Below are 14,384 nucleotides of genomic sequence, written 5' to 3'. Positions count from 1 at the left end.
GGCATGAAGCTTAGTTATCTCGCCTCGGCAGCGGCCACGGCCGGGGCCGGGATTATCGCACCCTCCGCCCCCGGACTGTCTGGAGAGTTCCTGAAAGCGGCCGGAGTGACCATCCCGATGCCCGTACTCGCCATGGGACTGTGCTTCTCATCGGCTGCTGGCTTCATTGCCATGAGTTTCTCGCCGCCGGAGTACCGCATGGACAAGTGGGCGACGCTGTTCGCCGCACTGCTCATGGGACTGCTCACGGCCATCCTCCATCCTCATATTCCGTACGTGAAAGATCTGCCGGTCCAGGCCGCCATGATGATCGCAGGGCTCGGGTCCAAGAAGGGCGTCGATCGGGTTCGCGACCTCGACTTCTCGCTGCCCTGGTCGAAGAAGAGCACCTGATGCTCGCCGCCATCAACGCCGTGATCGTGCTCGGCTACTTCGTGCTGATGTCGCTACTGCTGGACCACGGCACCCATTCTGCGGAGCCGCAGGTGCGCCGGCTAAAGTTCGCGTCTCTAGGTGTTGCGTTTATGTGCTTCGGCATCGGCCGCATGGGGTACGTGCCGCCACCTCACGACCCCGATCAGTGGATTTTTGTCATGGGGCATTTCGCCATCCTGCTGTTCGGCACGATCTACTTCTGGACGGGCTACCGCGACACGCACGCCGAGGACAAGGCTGGCACCCGGCGCCAGGAAGAGGCGAAGATCAACGCCTTGGTGCGACTCGTCGCTAAGCGGATTGAAGAAGAGAGAGACTAGCTGAGGCGAACGGACCAGCCGCCGGCATGTCGACGCCGATCTCAGCCTACCGCTTGGGCGGATACCAACCGGAGTCCCAAGCAAGCACCCGGGCGCGGAACTCACTTACGGTCTCGATCTTGCCCTTTGGCGACAGGCCATGATCGGCACACCGTTCGGCTACTTGCTTGTGCTTTGCAGCGTGCGCTACCGCGCAGCGCTCGATAAGTTCTTGCGACATAGTACTTCCCCACCGCCGCGTTCGATATGGCTTGGTGGGGTTAAGTAAAGGCTAACAACGGGTCTAAGCGGCTTCGCCAAGCCGGCATTGTTGGACAGCGCTCACTATCGGCTCGATCACCGGAATGGCCTCGTCGGGCCTTGAAGCCGTTAGGTGCGCACGAAGATCCAGATCCGCTGCGATCCGACGTGCAATCTTCCAACCCTCGTCCCAGGCGATAACCTTGTTAGCCCAAGTCGAGATCGGCTCTCCAGTCATGCGCGGGAACTCGGACTCGTCAAGGAACGGATTATCTAACTGGCTCAGGCCAATCGCAGCCGCGGAAGCTCCCGCAGAAACAAGCATGTGACGCATAAATACCCCCTGCCGCCTGCACTAAGAGCGACAAGTTAAGCCTGCCCAACGGGTCAGAGTTAAAGCGGCGCTAAAGTCGCGAGCCGCAACTGTACCTAAATTGCTGGAAGGATCTTCTGATGACCTATGCTCTGGGCCAGCGCTCGCTGGCGCGGCTCGAAGGCGTGCATCCCGTTCTCGTCGCCGTGGTGAAGCGCGCGATCGAGATCACCACGCAGGACTTCGGCGTCTACGAGGGCGTCCGCACGATGGAGCGGCAGCGCAAGCTGGTAGCGAGCGGCGCGTCCAAGACGCTCAACTCGATGCACATCCCGGCAGTCGACCGGCTCGGCCACACCACCGAGCGCCTCGGGCACGCGGTCGATCTGGTGCCCTGGATCGATGGCGAGTTCCGCTGGGAGTGGGGGCCTTGCTACGCCATCGCGTTCGCGGTGCGCAGCGCTGCCGCGCAACTCGAAGTCGCCGACAAGATGAACTGGGGCGGCGTTTGGGACCGCTGGATGCACGATCTGCCCGGCACCGAAGCCGGCATGAAGCTCGCGGTGAAGCAGTACGCCGCGCGGCATCCCGGACCGGACTTCCTCGATGGTCCGCACTTTCAGATCGGCCGCAAGGGATGAGCCGCGCAGTCCAGCTCGCCGGCATCATCGCGATGTCGCTGCTCGCCACCGCAATCCTAGCGCTGATCGCCCACACCTTCGACGGCATGATCTCCAAGGTCACGCCCGACGGCAAGGTGCCGGTGGTCGACGCCGGCATGTTCACAGCGCTCCTGCTGTCGTTCCGCGAAGTCATCGGCGTGATCAAGTCGATCTGGGAGCACGCTGATCGCAGCGATCTCACGACCGCGCTCTCGAACTCGAGCCCCATCAGCAGCCCGAACCCACCAGCAAACGACGGAGAACAAGCATGAAGATCAACATCGGCAAGCTGCTCGGCGCAGCGGTCAAGGTCGCCAAGAAGAACCCCAGCCTCGTCATCAGCGCGGTCACTGCCCTCGGCCCCGTCGTGAAGGCGATCAAGGCCGAGACGAAGAAGCCGCGGATCTGACCGCCAACTGCCTGGCCGATCCGGCCGCACAATCACGAAAGGACGACTGAACCATGGCCGGATACCGGAACCGCCAGGCGCGTGCTCGCGCGGCTTACATTTCCTCGGGTGGCGTAACCCCCACCCCAAACCCAACACCTACGCCTGGGCCTACTCCAAGCCCGTCGCCCACTCCGACGCCTACGCCAACTCCTGGCCCCAGCGAGCGCATCCTCACCTACGGCACGTCGATCCCGGTTCTCACCGCTAACCAGAAGTCCAATGGGCGCCTGCAGAAGACGACGCGCAAGATCATCATGATCGGCGCAGACTCGCCTTGGTTGTACGGTACGTTTGACAACGCCTCCACAGGCCCAACTGGCGATGACCTCAATACCGCTGCCGTCACCATTCTGCAGCATGGTTATCTCACCCTCGACGGCTCCAAGTCGAAGGTCGCCACGTTCGACAACAGCGCGGCCACAAGCAAAGTCCTTGCCGCAGGTGCTATCCGCGTTCGACACGACAACATCACCGCAGCGGACTTCTATGGCATCCCGGCCTATAACTTCCTGCGGGGAGAGTTGCTGGTAGTCCAGACGGATAGCTTGATCGCGAACGACCAGACCACGGCCTACCAGCTCTATAACTGCCATGCCAGCGGGGCTGGTGAGGCCTCTCTTGAGTTCACGCCCACTGGAACGCCTATTGCCCTAGGTACAGGCGCGATCCCGGCACAAACAGGCGGGCAGGCTTCGAACGAGGGCTACACAGTCTCGTGTGTCTACGGCCTCCACAGCAGCAAGGCGCACATCAACGCTGGTGACAGCATTTCGGCGGATACGGGCGACGATCCCGATACCTCGCCACGGGGCGGGTACTCGCGCCGGGCGGTGAACGCTTATGGTCTCAACCCCGTGCCGATGATGAACTTGGCTCGCCATGGCACCACGATGACCACATGGATCGACGCATCGACCGGGGCCGCGAATGCGACCGGCGTGCTGCGTGATGCTTACATGGTCGGGTTTACCGACTTCATGGAGAACTTCGCTGCGAACGACATCGGGCAAGCTCCGAGTGCGGGGCAGGCAGCGACCGTCTACGCTACCAAGCAGAAGTTCTGGGCCTATGCACGCAGCAAGGGCGCCGAGTATATCTCGGTTGTCCAACCTTCGCCCCGTACCACGAGTGGCACCGTCAACACGCCGATCAATGCAGGTTGGGCGCGAGGGGGTGAGGCCGACCTACTGCGGCAGAGCCAGGAAACGGCACTGTCCAATGGCTTGATCGACTACGTTGTCCGTCTCAGCGGGATGCGTCTATCGACAGACCCAACGAGCGATGACTACTTCGTGTTCAAGGACATCTCGTTCGCGCTCGACGGAACGCACTTCACGCCTGCGGGCTACGAAGCGGCGCACCCGAGCTTGCGTGCGGCGACCTTGCGCGGCGTCACGGCGGGCGACGTTCCGACCTATGCGGCCGGCCAAACCCTGTTCGACGACTTCAACACGGTGGTCGGGCAATCTATCAAGACTCGCGCTGCCAACACCGGCCAGAACTGGTCTTCCATAAGCACGGCGGACATGATCGTCACTGCCGCTGGCAGGGCCTACATGAGCATCAATGGCTACATGTATATCCCTCTTGGGGGAGGCCGCGATCAGTATGTCGAGATCGACATCGACGCGGTAACGGCGGTCAACACCGATTGGAACATCATCCTTCGTGGGCATCTACGACAGGGCGAAACAGCCCTTTCCGGCTACCGAATGGCGTACACTCCGGGTGGCGCGGCTGCCATTGCCAGCATGAGAAACGGCACGGCGACGAGCATCAACAGCGTCACCCCGACCGATCCCGGATCGAGCCTCACTATGCGCTTCGAGGCGGTTGGTCCGCTTCTGAAGACGTACCTGGGGCCGAAGGGCGGTACGCTCACGCTCGTGAACTCGGTCTACAACGGCAAGTACTGGGCCGGTGGCTTCGTAGGCGTCCGCTCCAGCGCGAACGGAACCGCCACGACTGGGCGCCACCTCGACGCGATCCGCGCGGGCAATCTCTAACCCGACCGCTGGCAGACCGGCTTGTCTGCCCATCAACCACGGAGAAGTACCATGAAGATCATATACGCATTTCTTGCTCTTTGTATGGCCGTTCTGGCCTCGATCGCCTCGCCTGCTCTGGCAATGGCGACCAAGCCCAACTCCGCACCCGTAGCGGAGCCGAGCCGCGAGCTGCTGGTTCTCCAGGCCCGCATGCAGACCCTTGTGGACGCCTGGAACGCCGAGCCCGGCACGCGGGATGCCGTGAAGGCCGACTTTACCCGGGCGCAGAGTGCCTACTCGAACGCCCGAGCGGCCGACCAGAAGCGCGACACTGCGGCCTTCGATCGTCAGGTCGCTGCTTTCGGCCCCGCGTACGACAAGGCCTGCGCCGGTTTGTCGGGCTGCTGAGCGTAGGGCGGCGATCTCATGGTCACCGCCCTACTCCCCGCCTATCGCAGATGCTCCGATATCAGCCGAATGCCGCACTGCACAAAAATCTTTCGCTTGAAGCCTTGTTTGTCTACGAACCGCAAGTGAGTCGCGAAGCCCTCACTAAGTAAGGGCTCAATGCTCGTCCATTTGCCGCCATGGCAAAAAGTCGAGAAATCCTTGCCTTAACACTCTCGTTTAGCCGGGGGTGGCACCGAGACGATCGCGCCACGGAGTACGTATGTATCGAACGAGCCCAACGTTTCACGATATTGTGAGTTCTTCTAAGGAACACACAACCGGCTTCGATTATCTACGAGTCGGCTTGGCTCTTTCGGTACTGGTGGTGCATGCAATAAACATCGGCAACCACGACCTTTCAGAATGGATGTGGCAATCCTGGTTTGGGCCGATCGAGCGCTTCATATTGCCGTCGTTCTTTGCCCTATCTGGCTATCTTGTCACCGGAAGCTTAGGCCGCAATTCCATCCCGCAATTTATCATGCTGCGAGTGGCGCGTATTTTCCCCGCCTTGATAGTCGAAGTGTTACTTAGTGCCTTCGTGCTCGGAGCGCTCGTCACTACTCTTCCTATCAAGCAATACGTAACGTCACCCGAGTTTCACGCTTACCTTTTGAATATGTTCGGCATCATACACTATACCCTGCCGGGAGTGTTCGAAGGTAAGGCGCTGAACGTTCAACTCTGGACCATACCTTTCGAGCTCGAGTGCTACATCGCCATTGTGGTCTTTGGTCTACTCGGTCTGGTCACGCGTCCGCGCATGTTTCTGTCGATCTTGTCTGCTCTCATAGTGATCATGACGATCGGCGCAGTGTGGCAAGATTGGTACGAGACCAGCTGGAACGTTCCTGGCCGAATGCTCGTAATAGCCTTTCTTTGCGGATGCTTGGCTTACCTGTTCCGCCATTCCCTCCGGCATTCACCGGGGCTGTTCGCGGGATCAGTTATCCTATCTTATGTGTTTCTATATGTACCCAATCTTGTGTTTTTAGCAGCAATGCCTCTAACCTACGCGACAGTGTACATCGGGCTACTTCGTCTTCCGAAGATCCCCTTCGGCGATATCTCGTATGGAGTGTATCTCTTCCACTTCCCCATAGCACGAACGATCCACGAACTTTCGGGTGAGACAATGGGTTGGCCCTTGCTGCTCGTGCTCACTCTCGGTCTTTCCGGCTTGTTTGCGACTGGCTCGTGGCGTTTGGTCGAGAAGCCTGTACTTGGTCAGAAGCGCGCTTTGCTCGCGGCGACGGACAGAGCGTGTCAGTGGTTTGTTCGCCCATGGCAAGCGCGTAAAGCACTGCCCTGATCAGCTCATAGTAACGACGGCAAGCCCGCGCGTTCCGGCCTGTCGCAGGCGAGCGCGGCATGTTCAGGTACATGCGAGCCGAGTACCTGTGGATGGTTGCCGGTTCCAAGCGCGCTAACGGGAGTGTGAACGTCAGCGGCGTTTAGAACCGACAACTTCTTGTATATGCGACACGTGCTGTAATCCAGCAGAAGGCGTTCCAGCTTTGGTTGGGGCGCCATTTTCTTACCTGGCATCGACCATGATCACCGCAGGCAGGCCGGTCGCCTGTCGCCTCAACTAGGAGCTTGCCGTGCGCACCCTACTCATCGTCAGCCTCGCTCTCGCCGCCTTACCTGTCTCCGCCAAGCCCCTGTTCGGCGTCAATTTGTCTGGCCTTGAAGCCAGCAAAGGAGGCAGGCTGGGGTGGTCTCACATCGCCCCAACACGGGAGGACATCGCTCTTGCGGTCAAGAGCGGCGTCAAGGTCGCTCGTATTCCGTTCAAGATGGACAGAGTCGCCCCGGGTGGATACCTCGATCCGATCGAGTTCGGCGCGCTACGGGTAACCGTCGCAACTGTGCGAGCCGCAGGTATCCGGCCGCTCATCGACGATCATAGCTACGGGGCGCAGGCGAACCCAACGGCGCTGGCGTCTGCATGGGCGAACATCGCGCGGGAATTGCCCTCTGACGTAATACTCGGCCTGCAAAACGAGCCTCACAAGCGTGGTGCTGATTGGTGGCCGTTTGCTCAATCCGTCGTGGCGGACCTGCGTGCGGCCGGCGTTCAGAACTGGCTTTCGGTGGCAGGATCGGGCTATTCGCCGGCGAACACCTGGGACCGAGCTCAAGGGCCGCACGTGCTCAGGTTCAAAGATCCGCTTAAGCGCACCTACTTCGAGGCGCACACCTACTTCGACAAGTGGGGCAGCGGCACGGAAGCACCGTGCGTGCCTGGCTCGGCCAATCGCCTCAACCCCGTCCTAAGGCATGCTCAGGCAAACGGATACCGAGTCATCATTGGCGAGCTAGCGTTCAGCGCCGACCCCTCGTGCGATGCCGTGCGCTCAGCCGCTGTCGCCAAGATCAAGGAGAGCCCTGCGGTCTATGCGGTCACGTTCTGGACGCTCGGCAACTTCGCGATGCACCCGCGCTACCTTTTCGGTCTTACTGGGCCAGGAAAGGGCAAGCCTAGTGTATTGCTCAACAAACTGGTTGCGGAGTGGAAGCGGTTTTAACGCGGCGCTGAGCGATACACGAGGGTTAGGGCCGCACACGCGAGCGTGGCGGCCCTGATGTTGCAACGATTAGACGGTGAGCGCAGGCTTGCGACCCTCAGCCGGGTTGCGGCGGCGCATGGCATAGCCAACAAAGCCGATGCCCATGATCATCATGGCCCAAGTTGAGGCTTCCGGCACAGAGCCTACCTGCGTGGCGGACTCAACGCCGAGGATGTCGAACGCCCATTTGTTATTCCGAACATCACCCGTCACGTCAGTGAGGCTGCCGTCGCCTTCAAAGCCGTCGGAAAGGTTGGGGCCGATTGCGAAGTTCGAGTAAGCTTGGATAGATACGGTATAGTTGCCCGGATCGAGCACGCGCTGCAGAAAAACGTCGAACTGTTCTCCGGTGACAGCGTCGGGCGCTACTGTCCCTGTTTGATCATCATCGTTCTGGCCGATCTGGAAACCATTTCCGTCGAACAACGCCAGAATAGGGTCGAAGCCTCCGCGATCAATGGTCGCTCCTTGAGCATTTACTCCACCTGCATAGGACCATGAGCGGAGCGTTACGGTGGATGGAGCCCCAACGACGAAATTAAACAGCTGTACATCATTCCCATCGCTGAAATTGCCCACGAACGACAGATCAGCGGCGAGCGTGGGTGATGAGAAAGCAGCAGCTGCTGTAATGGCTAATGCGAGTCGCTTCATCATACGGGTTTCCCTGTTGAAGTGAGATGCGACCCTCTGTTATCCCAAGAGGCTATCACCGGATCATCGCTAACGAAACAGAAACTTTCGTGGACTTAGCGCAGGGAAGCCCCTGCTCCTGAGCTGGACTCGCTCCCTCCACACGGCAGAACTCTGCGGCTTTCGGGTGCTGCTCTCTGCCATTTTGGCGCTCTGGACTCACCACCTACGAGGCACGTCCGCACGGCTGGATAAAAGGTCAGAATTTCCGACCTTTTCGTAAAGGTGGGGATCACCCGCTTTTTAGGCCGGAGCGGGGGTGTCGTGTTCCTAGCACGGCAATTGAAGGACGCCTTGCAGCACCCCGTCACGCGCGGCTCGCCAAGCCGTTAACGCACCGCTGCCCCGTCAGGACCGGGGGCGCTGCCACCGTTCGAGTAGGTCCGAGAAAGCTGCTGCATCAATAAGTTTCGTGAAAGCGCATCCAACGACGCCTCCCTCCCACCAGACGACCTCTGCCTCGAGCGACGGAATGCCTGACAAGGTGAGCCAGCACTTCGTGCCTGGTTTCAAGCGGGCTATCGCAATTGCAGCGAAGCCGGAGAGTGAGATGTCCCGAGTGTTGGTGACAAGCCGTTTGCCACCGGCAGGACGAAGGTGACCCGGAATAGCTACTCGGATCCGAGGCGACGATCTGTCTTCCTGTGTGGCATAGCCGTAGCTGCCGACCTGCGACGATGCTTCGATCATTTTGCGACCCCTGTCGCCCTGCCCCTGGCGATCTTCGGAGTGTGTAGCAATCAATTGTTACCAATCTGTTGATCGCTACCCGGCACCGCTTCGTCGAATTTGGATGCTATGGCTGCCAGATCGTTGGAACTCGGCGGTGCGCAAGCAGTTTAGCCACGTACGGCTACAAGCACGTTCTGCTGCCGAAGAGATCGCCTCGTTAGTTGAGTTGTGCGATCAGAATTCTATCTCTAATCTTTAATGGTCTATGGCGTTTCACAACACATGGCTGCCGTAATCGTCAGGCTGATGCAGCCAGATGCTCGTTAACTGTCCTGTTAACCACCTCGAGATATATGTCTTTAACACTTGAGGCGTAGTGAGTCCTCAGCAGTTTAGACGCCTTGAAGATCTGGGGAGATAGAGCATGGCGCTTGGTGAGATTGAGACGATAACCGAAGTAGTTGGTTTCCGAGGTGAAAGACTGACGTTAGATAACATCCCAAATCGTGGGACCACACGGTGGGTGGCGAACCGTAAGGCTGAGGTTGTTGCAGCTGTGATCGGCGGCTTGTTGACGGCACGCGAGGCATGCGACCGCTACGAGCTGTCTCTTGAAGAACTAGTCTCGTGGCAGCGCGCCATTGATCGAGACGGTCTGCCCGGGCTTCGCGCTACGAAGGCTCAGCAGAACCGGCAAAAGCACGAGCGGGCTAACCGGCGCGAGGTTGCTTGAGGTCAAACCAACAGCAATGCCGGCAACGAGAGGCGTCTGAGCGCAAGCTGAGGCGCCTTTTACTTTGTGGGAGCTACATATCCCGTTAGAGCCAGCACAGCTGCACACCCGAGATGCCTGTCCACGGTGCAGTTAGGACTGGTGCCATCGTCCCAAGCGGGCACCAGTCCGCTCCTACGGCGAAGCTGTTTATCAGCGCCGACTGGTACTTGGACCAAATCGTCTACAGCTTGGCCTTTCCTTGTGCCCATGCTTGCGCAGATTGCCTTGTGAGGTCCCGATCCTCGGGAAGACGCGCGACTTGATCCAGCTGCCGGGTCTCAAGCAAGAGAGCATCTGTGATCGGTTCAAACAGGGCAAGTCCGCAGTGTGTGTCCGTTGCCCAAACCACCTGGCCGAACGTTTCGAAACTGCCCCAAATCAGCACCGCCTCGTCTCCAAGGCGTGCCGGCGTGCTCGTCTGAATGCGTGCGCCGTTCAGAGAAAGGTCGATCAAAACACAGTGCTGTGTGCCCCCAAGGAGCACCATTCGGGCCGGTAAACGCGTGCGTAGTCGAGCGCTCGCGCGGCGACCTGTGTAGGATCTCGATGGCAGCGGCAGGCGGCTGGCGAACATACTCGTGTTTACCTCGCCGAGACCTAACAACTGCTTATCAGCGGCTGGGTATCTCGAATTTTCACTCGACCCCGCTACGATAGTGCGGTGGCATCCCCCTGCCATCGAGGAAGGCGCTCCGGGTTCGGCTGGGGCGCCTTTTTCGTTGCTAGGTAGAGTACGGACGTGACAGCTCTCCACCAGGCAGAGGCGAGCCAGTCCTACTTAGCTTCGAAGTCGTCTTATCGGCTGAAGGCCTGGTGATGCTCAAACAACACAGGTTAGTACATAGTCATGTAAGAACTGCGGAACGCGGGAACCTGATGAACCGTGGAGGCGTATCGACAACTCTCGATAAGGATATTGCGAATGCGTCGATCTGCCCACGTTTGTGCACTGCTAGCTACAGCTGCTGCCCTGTTCTCATGCCAAGCCGCTGTAGCTCAGTCGGTAGATGGATTTGATTGGAGCGGCCCTTACGTCGGCGTGAATGCAGGTGCCGCGATTAACGGTGACACGAGCTTTCGAGACACCACCGGCGATTTGCCGAACAACACCAATGCGCTGAACCAAGGCCTCCGCCCCGTCGCCAACACCGTCAATGACAAGGGCTTCACCGGCGGCGCGCAGATCGGCTACAATTTAGCTCGCCAAGGACTGCTTCTCGGCGTTGAGGCCGACCTCGCCTATACTGATCTCGATAAGAGCGAGGTCCTGAGCAACACGACCAACTTTGGCCCGCTCGGCACGCCGTCAGCAACGCCGGTCACGCGTGATAATCAGTATCGCGGAAAGCTTGACTACCTGGGCACCGTACGCGCTCGCTTGGGCCTGACCTTTGATCGCCTGCTCGTCTACGGCACTGGTGGCCTTGCCTATGGCCGCATCAATCAGGAAACCATCTACTACGGCCCCAATGCGGGCGACACGCCGTTCTTTGCCGGCCGTAACCGTAAGACCGACCTTGGCGGCGTCTACGGCGGTGGTGTAGAATTCGCGATGCCGACCGAGTCGTTTCTGAACTTCTTCAATTCCAGCGCCGTTACCGTGAAGGCCGAGTACCTCCACTACGACCTAGGCTATCGCAATCTGCGCTTCCCGGGCGTAAATGGTGGCGCCACGATTGGCGGGTACAACTCGCGCGTCCGCACCGATGTTGATCTGGTTCGGGCAGGGATCAACTACAAGTTTTAAGCCGATCAGGCGCTCCAGCTTCGGCTGGGGCGCCTTTTCTGTTTCCGGCGTCGACATGGGCATGCCCTTACCGGCCCTTTACCTGCTCAAGCGCCGCTTTGTATCTGCCGCAATTGCGCGAGCCGCCGTTGTCTGCGACTGCTCAGCGGACTGCTAGCGCGAACTGCGGCGCACGCTCGCGATCGAGCAGTTGATCCGCTGTCTCTACCAGTGTGTCTGTGGTCTCGACGTCAACCAGCAACTGGGTCACCGCCTTGAGATCGTGGCAGCCAAGCCAGGGGTGACCATTCCCGTAAGAGTTGGCAATAGATGTGCTCACCTCGTCGAGTGCGCGAATGGCTCCAAGGACGCCGTGTTCTTTGACGAATTGCTTGCGCAAGTCGCTGGCGGCGCCGTTCATTTCCGCCAGGTGACGAGCCTCGAAGCGTTCGTAGTCGGTCTGAAAGTCGTCACTCGTGTTGCGGCAGCGCAGGGCGGTGACCATCAGCATGATTTCAAGACGACGCAGCTTCTCAGCACGGCTTGGCCCGGTTTTCCAGGACGCCGCGTCGCTGAGGGCCGCCGGAGCCGGAGCCGGTGTTGTAACTTCCTGGCGTAAGGGCTCATCGGCTGCAGGCACCGCCGCAACTGTAACAGGTGCTGGCAGGATCGATACCGGCTTGGCAAGTGGCTGCGCCACGGCAGAGCTGACAATGCCCAAAGAGACAATTGCAGCTGAAGCCAAACGCACGACATCGGCGTTGCCGCGCAGCCCGAGACAGCGTGACTTTATTTTGGCGACTTTCATTTTCTAATACCCCCCGCGGGTTACGTCCGCGTGGGTCCAGGAAATGCCGCTAAGAATTTACCGCCTCCTCAAGCGGCTTGGTTGATCGAACTTAACTCACAACCAACGTCACGGACGCGTAAATGACGCGCGCAGCTCTGTGCACCTCAGACCCGACCTTCACCTTCGCAAACCACTCGCGCGGGCTGGCTTCGTAGAAGGCTTATTTCAAGGCGATATAACGTGCGCTCGCCTCTTCCTGGCTATCGCGCCACGGCGAGCGCGGACGGCCGAACACCTCTATGCGGAAGCGGTCAGCCATCAGTAGCTCGCCCAGCTGAGCTCTGCGTCTTCCAAGGCCTCGAACGCGTTGCCCTCGGCCCTGACGGCATCGAGCCGTTTGTGCAAGGCAAGGTGGCCCTACTCACAAGTTCCAGATGGCTACCGCTATGATCACGAGAGCCAAAGTTCCGAGAAAGACGCGACCATATGTACTGATCACCCGATCTGCGTAAAGTACGTCAAAAATCGCTACGGTAGCGGCTAGTGCGAAGACGATTACCCATCCGGTCAGCACGAAGCACGACCCGTCACTTAGCCGCCACCATTGCGGCCCTGAGTTGCTTCCGCAGCAAAGGGCCGTTGAGGTGCATACCCACGTTCGAGTAATTCTCACGCGTAAGCTGCCGTTCGATCTCTATAAGCTCACGGTACTTGCCACTGCGTGCAAGCTCGAAGGCGCGGGTGACGAGATCTGCTGTCACGACTGATCCACCAATTCTGCAGTGCCGTTTACCGTCACGTTGGTCCTAGCTCGACGCCAACTCCAACGACATTATACACACCGGCCCGCTTGTCCACGCCGCTCGCTTTACCTTGACGGCAAGACGCAGAGCGACTGGTAAGGTTGATGCTTCCCTCAGCATCAGCTGGATAATCCCAGACGACTTGCCGCAGCAACAAACGCGCTTGACCTCCCCTTGGCGAGGGAGGCTTGCGCTTGTTTCTGTTCTGAGGCATTTCGTCCGGCGGGTGTGGAAACCCGGACTAGAGCGGCAGCGGCCTTTGGCGAGGCTTGCTGTCGAATGACGATTAGCGCTTGGCGGCGCGTCGACTTCGGCTGCATAGCCGGGGGCGGTGCGTCATGTCCAGAGTGAAAACTTAAAAGCGCTGCCGACCAGTCTCTAGCTGGTTTCCACCCCCCGGCGACCGCCCGTTGCGGTCTGGCTGTGGAAAGCCATTCTAGAGAGTAACCATCATGACAGGACACGACTTGTCCAAGGAAGGCGCTGCTATGGCGCCGATCCTGTTCCCTGACACCGCCAAGCATGCCGCTGCGCGAGTAAGGCTCTCGAAGCGCCTGCGCCCACTGCTCAACAGCCCAGACCAGCGCGAGCGCGACATCGGGTTCTTCCTCTTCGGCCTTGCCGAGGCACTGAGGGGGACGCGCCATGCTTGAGGTAAAGATCAAGGCCGCAGGACGGCGCTACGTAGCCCCTGGGGACCTTCGTAGAGCCTTGGGAGCCGACCGTGCCCGCGAGAAGCTGGCGGACGCCATCGAGGCCCTGGTGACGCAACTGGATCTCATCGACGGTGACCCGGACTTCGAGAACGACACATCCGACTATGAGCTGAGCGGCGACGAGCACGGCGACCCGGCTTGGTGCGAGTGGCACACGTTGTCCGCCTCACGCCGCCGCGCTGGCGAGTTGAACGGCAAGCTCATCCACCCCGCCCGAGGCGTCATGCTGGAGGACGTGGAGGACTGCGACCCGGCGGAGGATGACGACGAGGATCGCTGCGGCGCTGGTGAGGATGACGCAGCGGTATTCTCCCGAGGTGCCCTGATGGGCTTCAGCGGGGACCGTGCGGCAAGTGATCCGGACAGTGAGCCGAGCGGCGACGAACAGGACACCGACAACGCCGAGGACGAGCACAAGAGTTGCGCCCGCCCGGTTGAGCCTGAGGACGTGGACCGGGCGCTAGCACGGGGCTTTTGGGGCAGCGGGTGCGACGCCCGCCCCCGCGTCTTCGACCGGCAGCTTGAGTTCAACGACAACTGACACACTGCCCCGGCCTGGGTTCGCCCTCGCCGGGGCTTTCCCGACTCGGCGATCATCAGCACCATGCTCTCAACGCGGGTGCATGGTGGGTGCTTGACCGCCAAACCCTCACCAAGCGCATCGGGAGAAGTCATAGATAATGGCAGAAATCCATGGTGCCGGCTACAGGATTTGAACCCGTGGCCCCCTGATTACAAATCAGGTGCTCTACCAACTGAGCTAAGCCGGCGCCTGGT

At 59.9% G+C, this 14,384-nt stretch carries 19 protein-coding genes and 1 tRNA gene; 13 read left to right on the top strand and 7 right to left on the bottom strand.

Annotation, left to right across the window (positions count from 1 at the left end; genetic code table 11):
• The first annotated feature begins 3 nt into the window (after positions 1 to 3).
• Positions 4 to 393, top strand: a complete 390-nt coding sequence (locus HNO88_RS07705) for a hypothetical protein (protein ID WP_184243764.1) — start codon at positions 4 to 6, stop codon at positions 391 to 393.
• On the top strand, positions 393 to 755 hold the full coding sequence (locus tag HNO88_RS07700) for a hypothetical protein (protein ID WP_184243762.1): 363 nt from the start codon (positions 393 to 395) through the stop codon (positions 753 to 755). Before HNO88_RS07705 ends, HNO88_RS07700 begins: the two co-directional genes overlap by 1 nt.
• Positions 756 to 1,038: 283 nt before the next feature.
• Here the strand turns inward: HNO88_RS07700 and HNO88_RS22980 are convergent, their stop codons facing one another.
• Positions 1,039 to 1,320 carry a CrpP-related protein gene (locus HNO88_RS22980; protein WP_376768762.1) on the bottom strand — a complete coding sequence of 94 codons (282 nt, stop codon included), beginning with the start codon at positions 1,318 to 1,320 and terminating at the stop codon, positions 1,039 to 1,041.
• Between the two features lie 128 nt (positions 1,321 to 1,448).
• Here HNO88_RS22980 and HNO88_RS07695 point away from each other — a divergent pair, with 128 nt between their 5' ends.
• The 7 genes from HNO88_RS07695 (at position 1,449) to HNO88_RS07665 (ending at position 7,390) form a co-directional block, all read left to right on the top strand.
• Entirely contained in the window at positions 1,449 to 1,949 is a 501-nt protein-coding gene (locus tag HNO88_RS07695; RefSeq protein ID WP_184243760.1) for a M15 family metallopeptidase, read from the top strand.
• Positions 1,946 to 2,242: a hypothetical protein gene (locus HNO88_RS07690; RefSeq protein WP_221419887.1), complete on the top strand. Its 297-nt coding sequence runs from the start codon at positions 1,946 to 1,948 to the stop codon at positions 2,240 to 2,242. The genes HNO88_RS07695 and HNO88_RS07690 overlap by 4 nt, the downstream gene beginning before the upstream one ends.
• Complete coding sequence (locus HNO88_RS07685) at positions 2,239 to 2,379, top strand: hypothetical protein (RefSeq protein ID WP_184243756.1); 141 nt, start codon at positions 2,239 to 2,241, stop codon at positions 2,377 to 2,379. The genes HNO88_RS07690 and HNO88_RS07685 overlap by 4 nt, the downstream gene beginning before the upstream one ends.
• A gap of 296 nt (positions 2,380 to 2,675) precedes the next feature.
• Positions 2,676 to 4,427: a hypothetical protein gene (locus HNO88_RS07680; protein ID WP_184243754.1), complete on the top strand. Its 1,752-nt coding sequence runs from the start codon at positions 2,676 to 2,678 to the stop codon at positions 4,425 to 4,427.
• A 51-nt stretch (positions 4,428 to 4,478) separates the two neighbouring features.
• Positions 4,479 to 4,817, top strand: a complete 339-nt coding sequence (locus tag HNO88_RS07675) for a hypothetical protein (RefSeq protein WP_184243752.1) — start codon at positions 4,479 to 4,481, stop codon at positions 4,815 to 4,817.
• Between the two features lie 262 nt (positions 4,818 to 5,079).
• Positions 5,080 to 6,171, top strand: coding sequence for an acyltransferase family protein (locus tag HNO88_RS07670; protein ID WP_281383993.1), 1,092 nt, complete (start codon positions 5,080 to 5,082; stop codon positions 6,169 to 6,171).
• 292 nt (positions 6,172 to 6,463) lie between these two features.
• Positions 6,464 to 7,390 (top strand): cellulase family glycosylhydrolase, encoded by a 927-nt coding sequence (locus tag HNO88_RS07665; protein ID WP_184243749.1) that lies wholly within the window; start codon positions 6,464 to 6,466, stop codon positions 7,388 to 7,390.
• Between the two features lie 69 nt (positions 7,391 to 7,459).
• On the opposite strand, the gene HNO88_RS07660 is transcribed toward HNO88_RS07665, so the two are convergent.
• Together HNO88_RS07660 and HNO88_RS07655 are read right to left on the bottom strand one after the other, a co-directional pair.
• Positions 7,460 to 8,089 carry a DVUA0089 family protein gene (locus tag HNO88_RS07660; RefSeq protein ID WP_221419899.1) on the bottom strand — a complete coding sequence of 210 codons (630 nt, stop codon included), beginning with the start codon at positions 8,087 to 8,089 and terminating at the stop codon, positions 7,460 to 7,462.
• 384 nt (positions 8,090 to 8,473) lie between these two features.
• Positions 8,474 to 8,815: a PilZ domain-containing protein gene (locus tag HNO88_RS07655; protein WP_184243745.1), complete on the bottom strand. Its 342-nt coding sequence runs from the start codon at positions 8,813 to 8,815 to the stop codon at positions 8,474 to 8,476.
• Positions 8,816 to 9,221: 406 nt separating this feature from the next.
• Between HNO88_RS07655 and sciP the strand changes: the two genes are divergently transcribed.
• Positions 9,222 to 9,530, top strand: a complete 309-nt coding sequence (sciP, locus tag HNO88_RS07650; protein ID WP_184243743.1) for a CtrA inhibitor SciP — start codon at positions 9,222 to 9,224, stop codon at positions 9,528 to 9,530.
• Positions 9,531 to 9,753: 223 nt separating this feature from the next.
• Here sciP and HNO88_RS07645 read toward each other — a convergent pair whose 3' ends face one another.
• A complete protein-coding gene (locus HNO88_RS07645) occupies positions 9,754 to 10,146 on the bottom strand; it encodes a PilZ domain-containing protein (RefSeq protein WP_184243741.1) in 393 nt (130 codons plus the stop codon).
• Between the two features lie 348 nt (positions 10,147 to 10,494).
• On the opposite strand from HNO88_RS07645, the gene HNO88_RS07640 reads away from it, so the two are divergent.
• Positions 10,495 to 11,319 (top strand): outer membrane protein, encoded by an 825-nt coding sequence (locus HNO88_RS07640; protein ID WP_184243740.1) that lies wholly within the window; start codon positions 10,495 to 10,497, stop codon positions 11,317 to 11,319.
• Between the two features lie 142 nt (positions 11,320 to 11,461).
• Here the strand turns inward: HNO88_RS07640 and HNO88_RS07635 are convergent, their stop codons facing one another.
• Both HNO88_RS07635 and HNO88_RS07630 read right to left on the bottom strand, forming a co-directional pair.
• On the bottom strand, positions 11,462 to 12,106 hold the full coding sequence (locus HNO88_RS07635; RefSeq protein ID WP_184243738.1) for a hypothetical protein: 645 nt from the start codon (positions 12,104 to 12,106) through the stop codon (positions 11,462 to 11,464).
• A 569-nt stretch (positions 12,107 to 12,675) separates the two neighbouring features.
• Positions 12,676 to 12,849 carry a hypothetical protein gene (locus HNO88_RS07630; RefSeq protein ID WP_184243736.1) on the bottom strand — a complete coding sequence of 58 codons (174 nt, stop codon included), beginning with the start codon at positions 12,847 to 12,849 and terminating at the stop codon, positions 12,676 to 12,678.
• 494 nt (positions 12,850 to 13,343) lie between these two features.
• Between HNO88_RS07630 and HNO88_RS07625 the strand changes: the two genes are divergently transcribed.
• Together HNO88_RS07625 and HNO88_RS07620 are read left to right on the top strand one after the other, a co-directional pair.
• The gene (locus HNO88_RS07625; RefSeq protein WP_184243734.1) at positions 13,344 to 13,544 is read left to right on the top strand and encodes a hypothetical protein; all 201 of its coding nucleotides are present in this window, start codon (positions 13,344 to 13,346) and stop codon (positions 13,542 to 13,544) included.
• Positions 13,537 to 14,148 carry a hypothetical protein gene (locus tag HNO88_RS07620; RefSeq protein ID WP_184243732.1) on the top strand — a complete coding sequence of 204 codons (612 nt, stop codon included), beginning with the start codon at positions 13,537 to 13,539 and terminating at the stop codon, positions 14,146 to 14,148. Before HNO88_RS07625 ends, HNO88_RS07620 begins: the two co-directional genes overlap by 8 nt.
• 153 nt (positions 14,149 to 14,301) lie before the next feature.
• Here the strand turns inward: HNO88_RS07620 and HNO88_RS07615 are convergent.
• Positions 14,302 to 14,377: transfer RNA gene (locus tag HNO88_RS07615), tRNA-Thr, on the bottom strand.
• Between the last annotated feature and the right edge of the window lie 7 nt (positions 14,378 to 14,384).

The organism is Novosphingobium chloroacetimidivorans (genome assembly GCF_014204535.1).
GTDB lineage: Bacteria > Pseudomonadota > Alphaproteobacteria > Sphingomonadales > Sphingomonadaceae > Novosphingobium > Novosphingobium chloroacetimidivorans.
The sequence above is the reverse complement of the archived record's forward strand: the minus strand, read 5'-3'. Positions and strand labels throughout refer to the sequence as shown.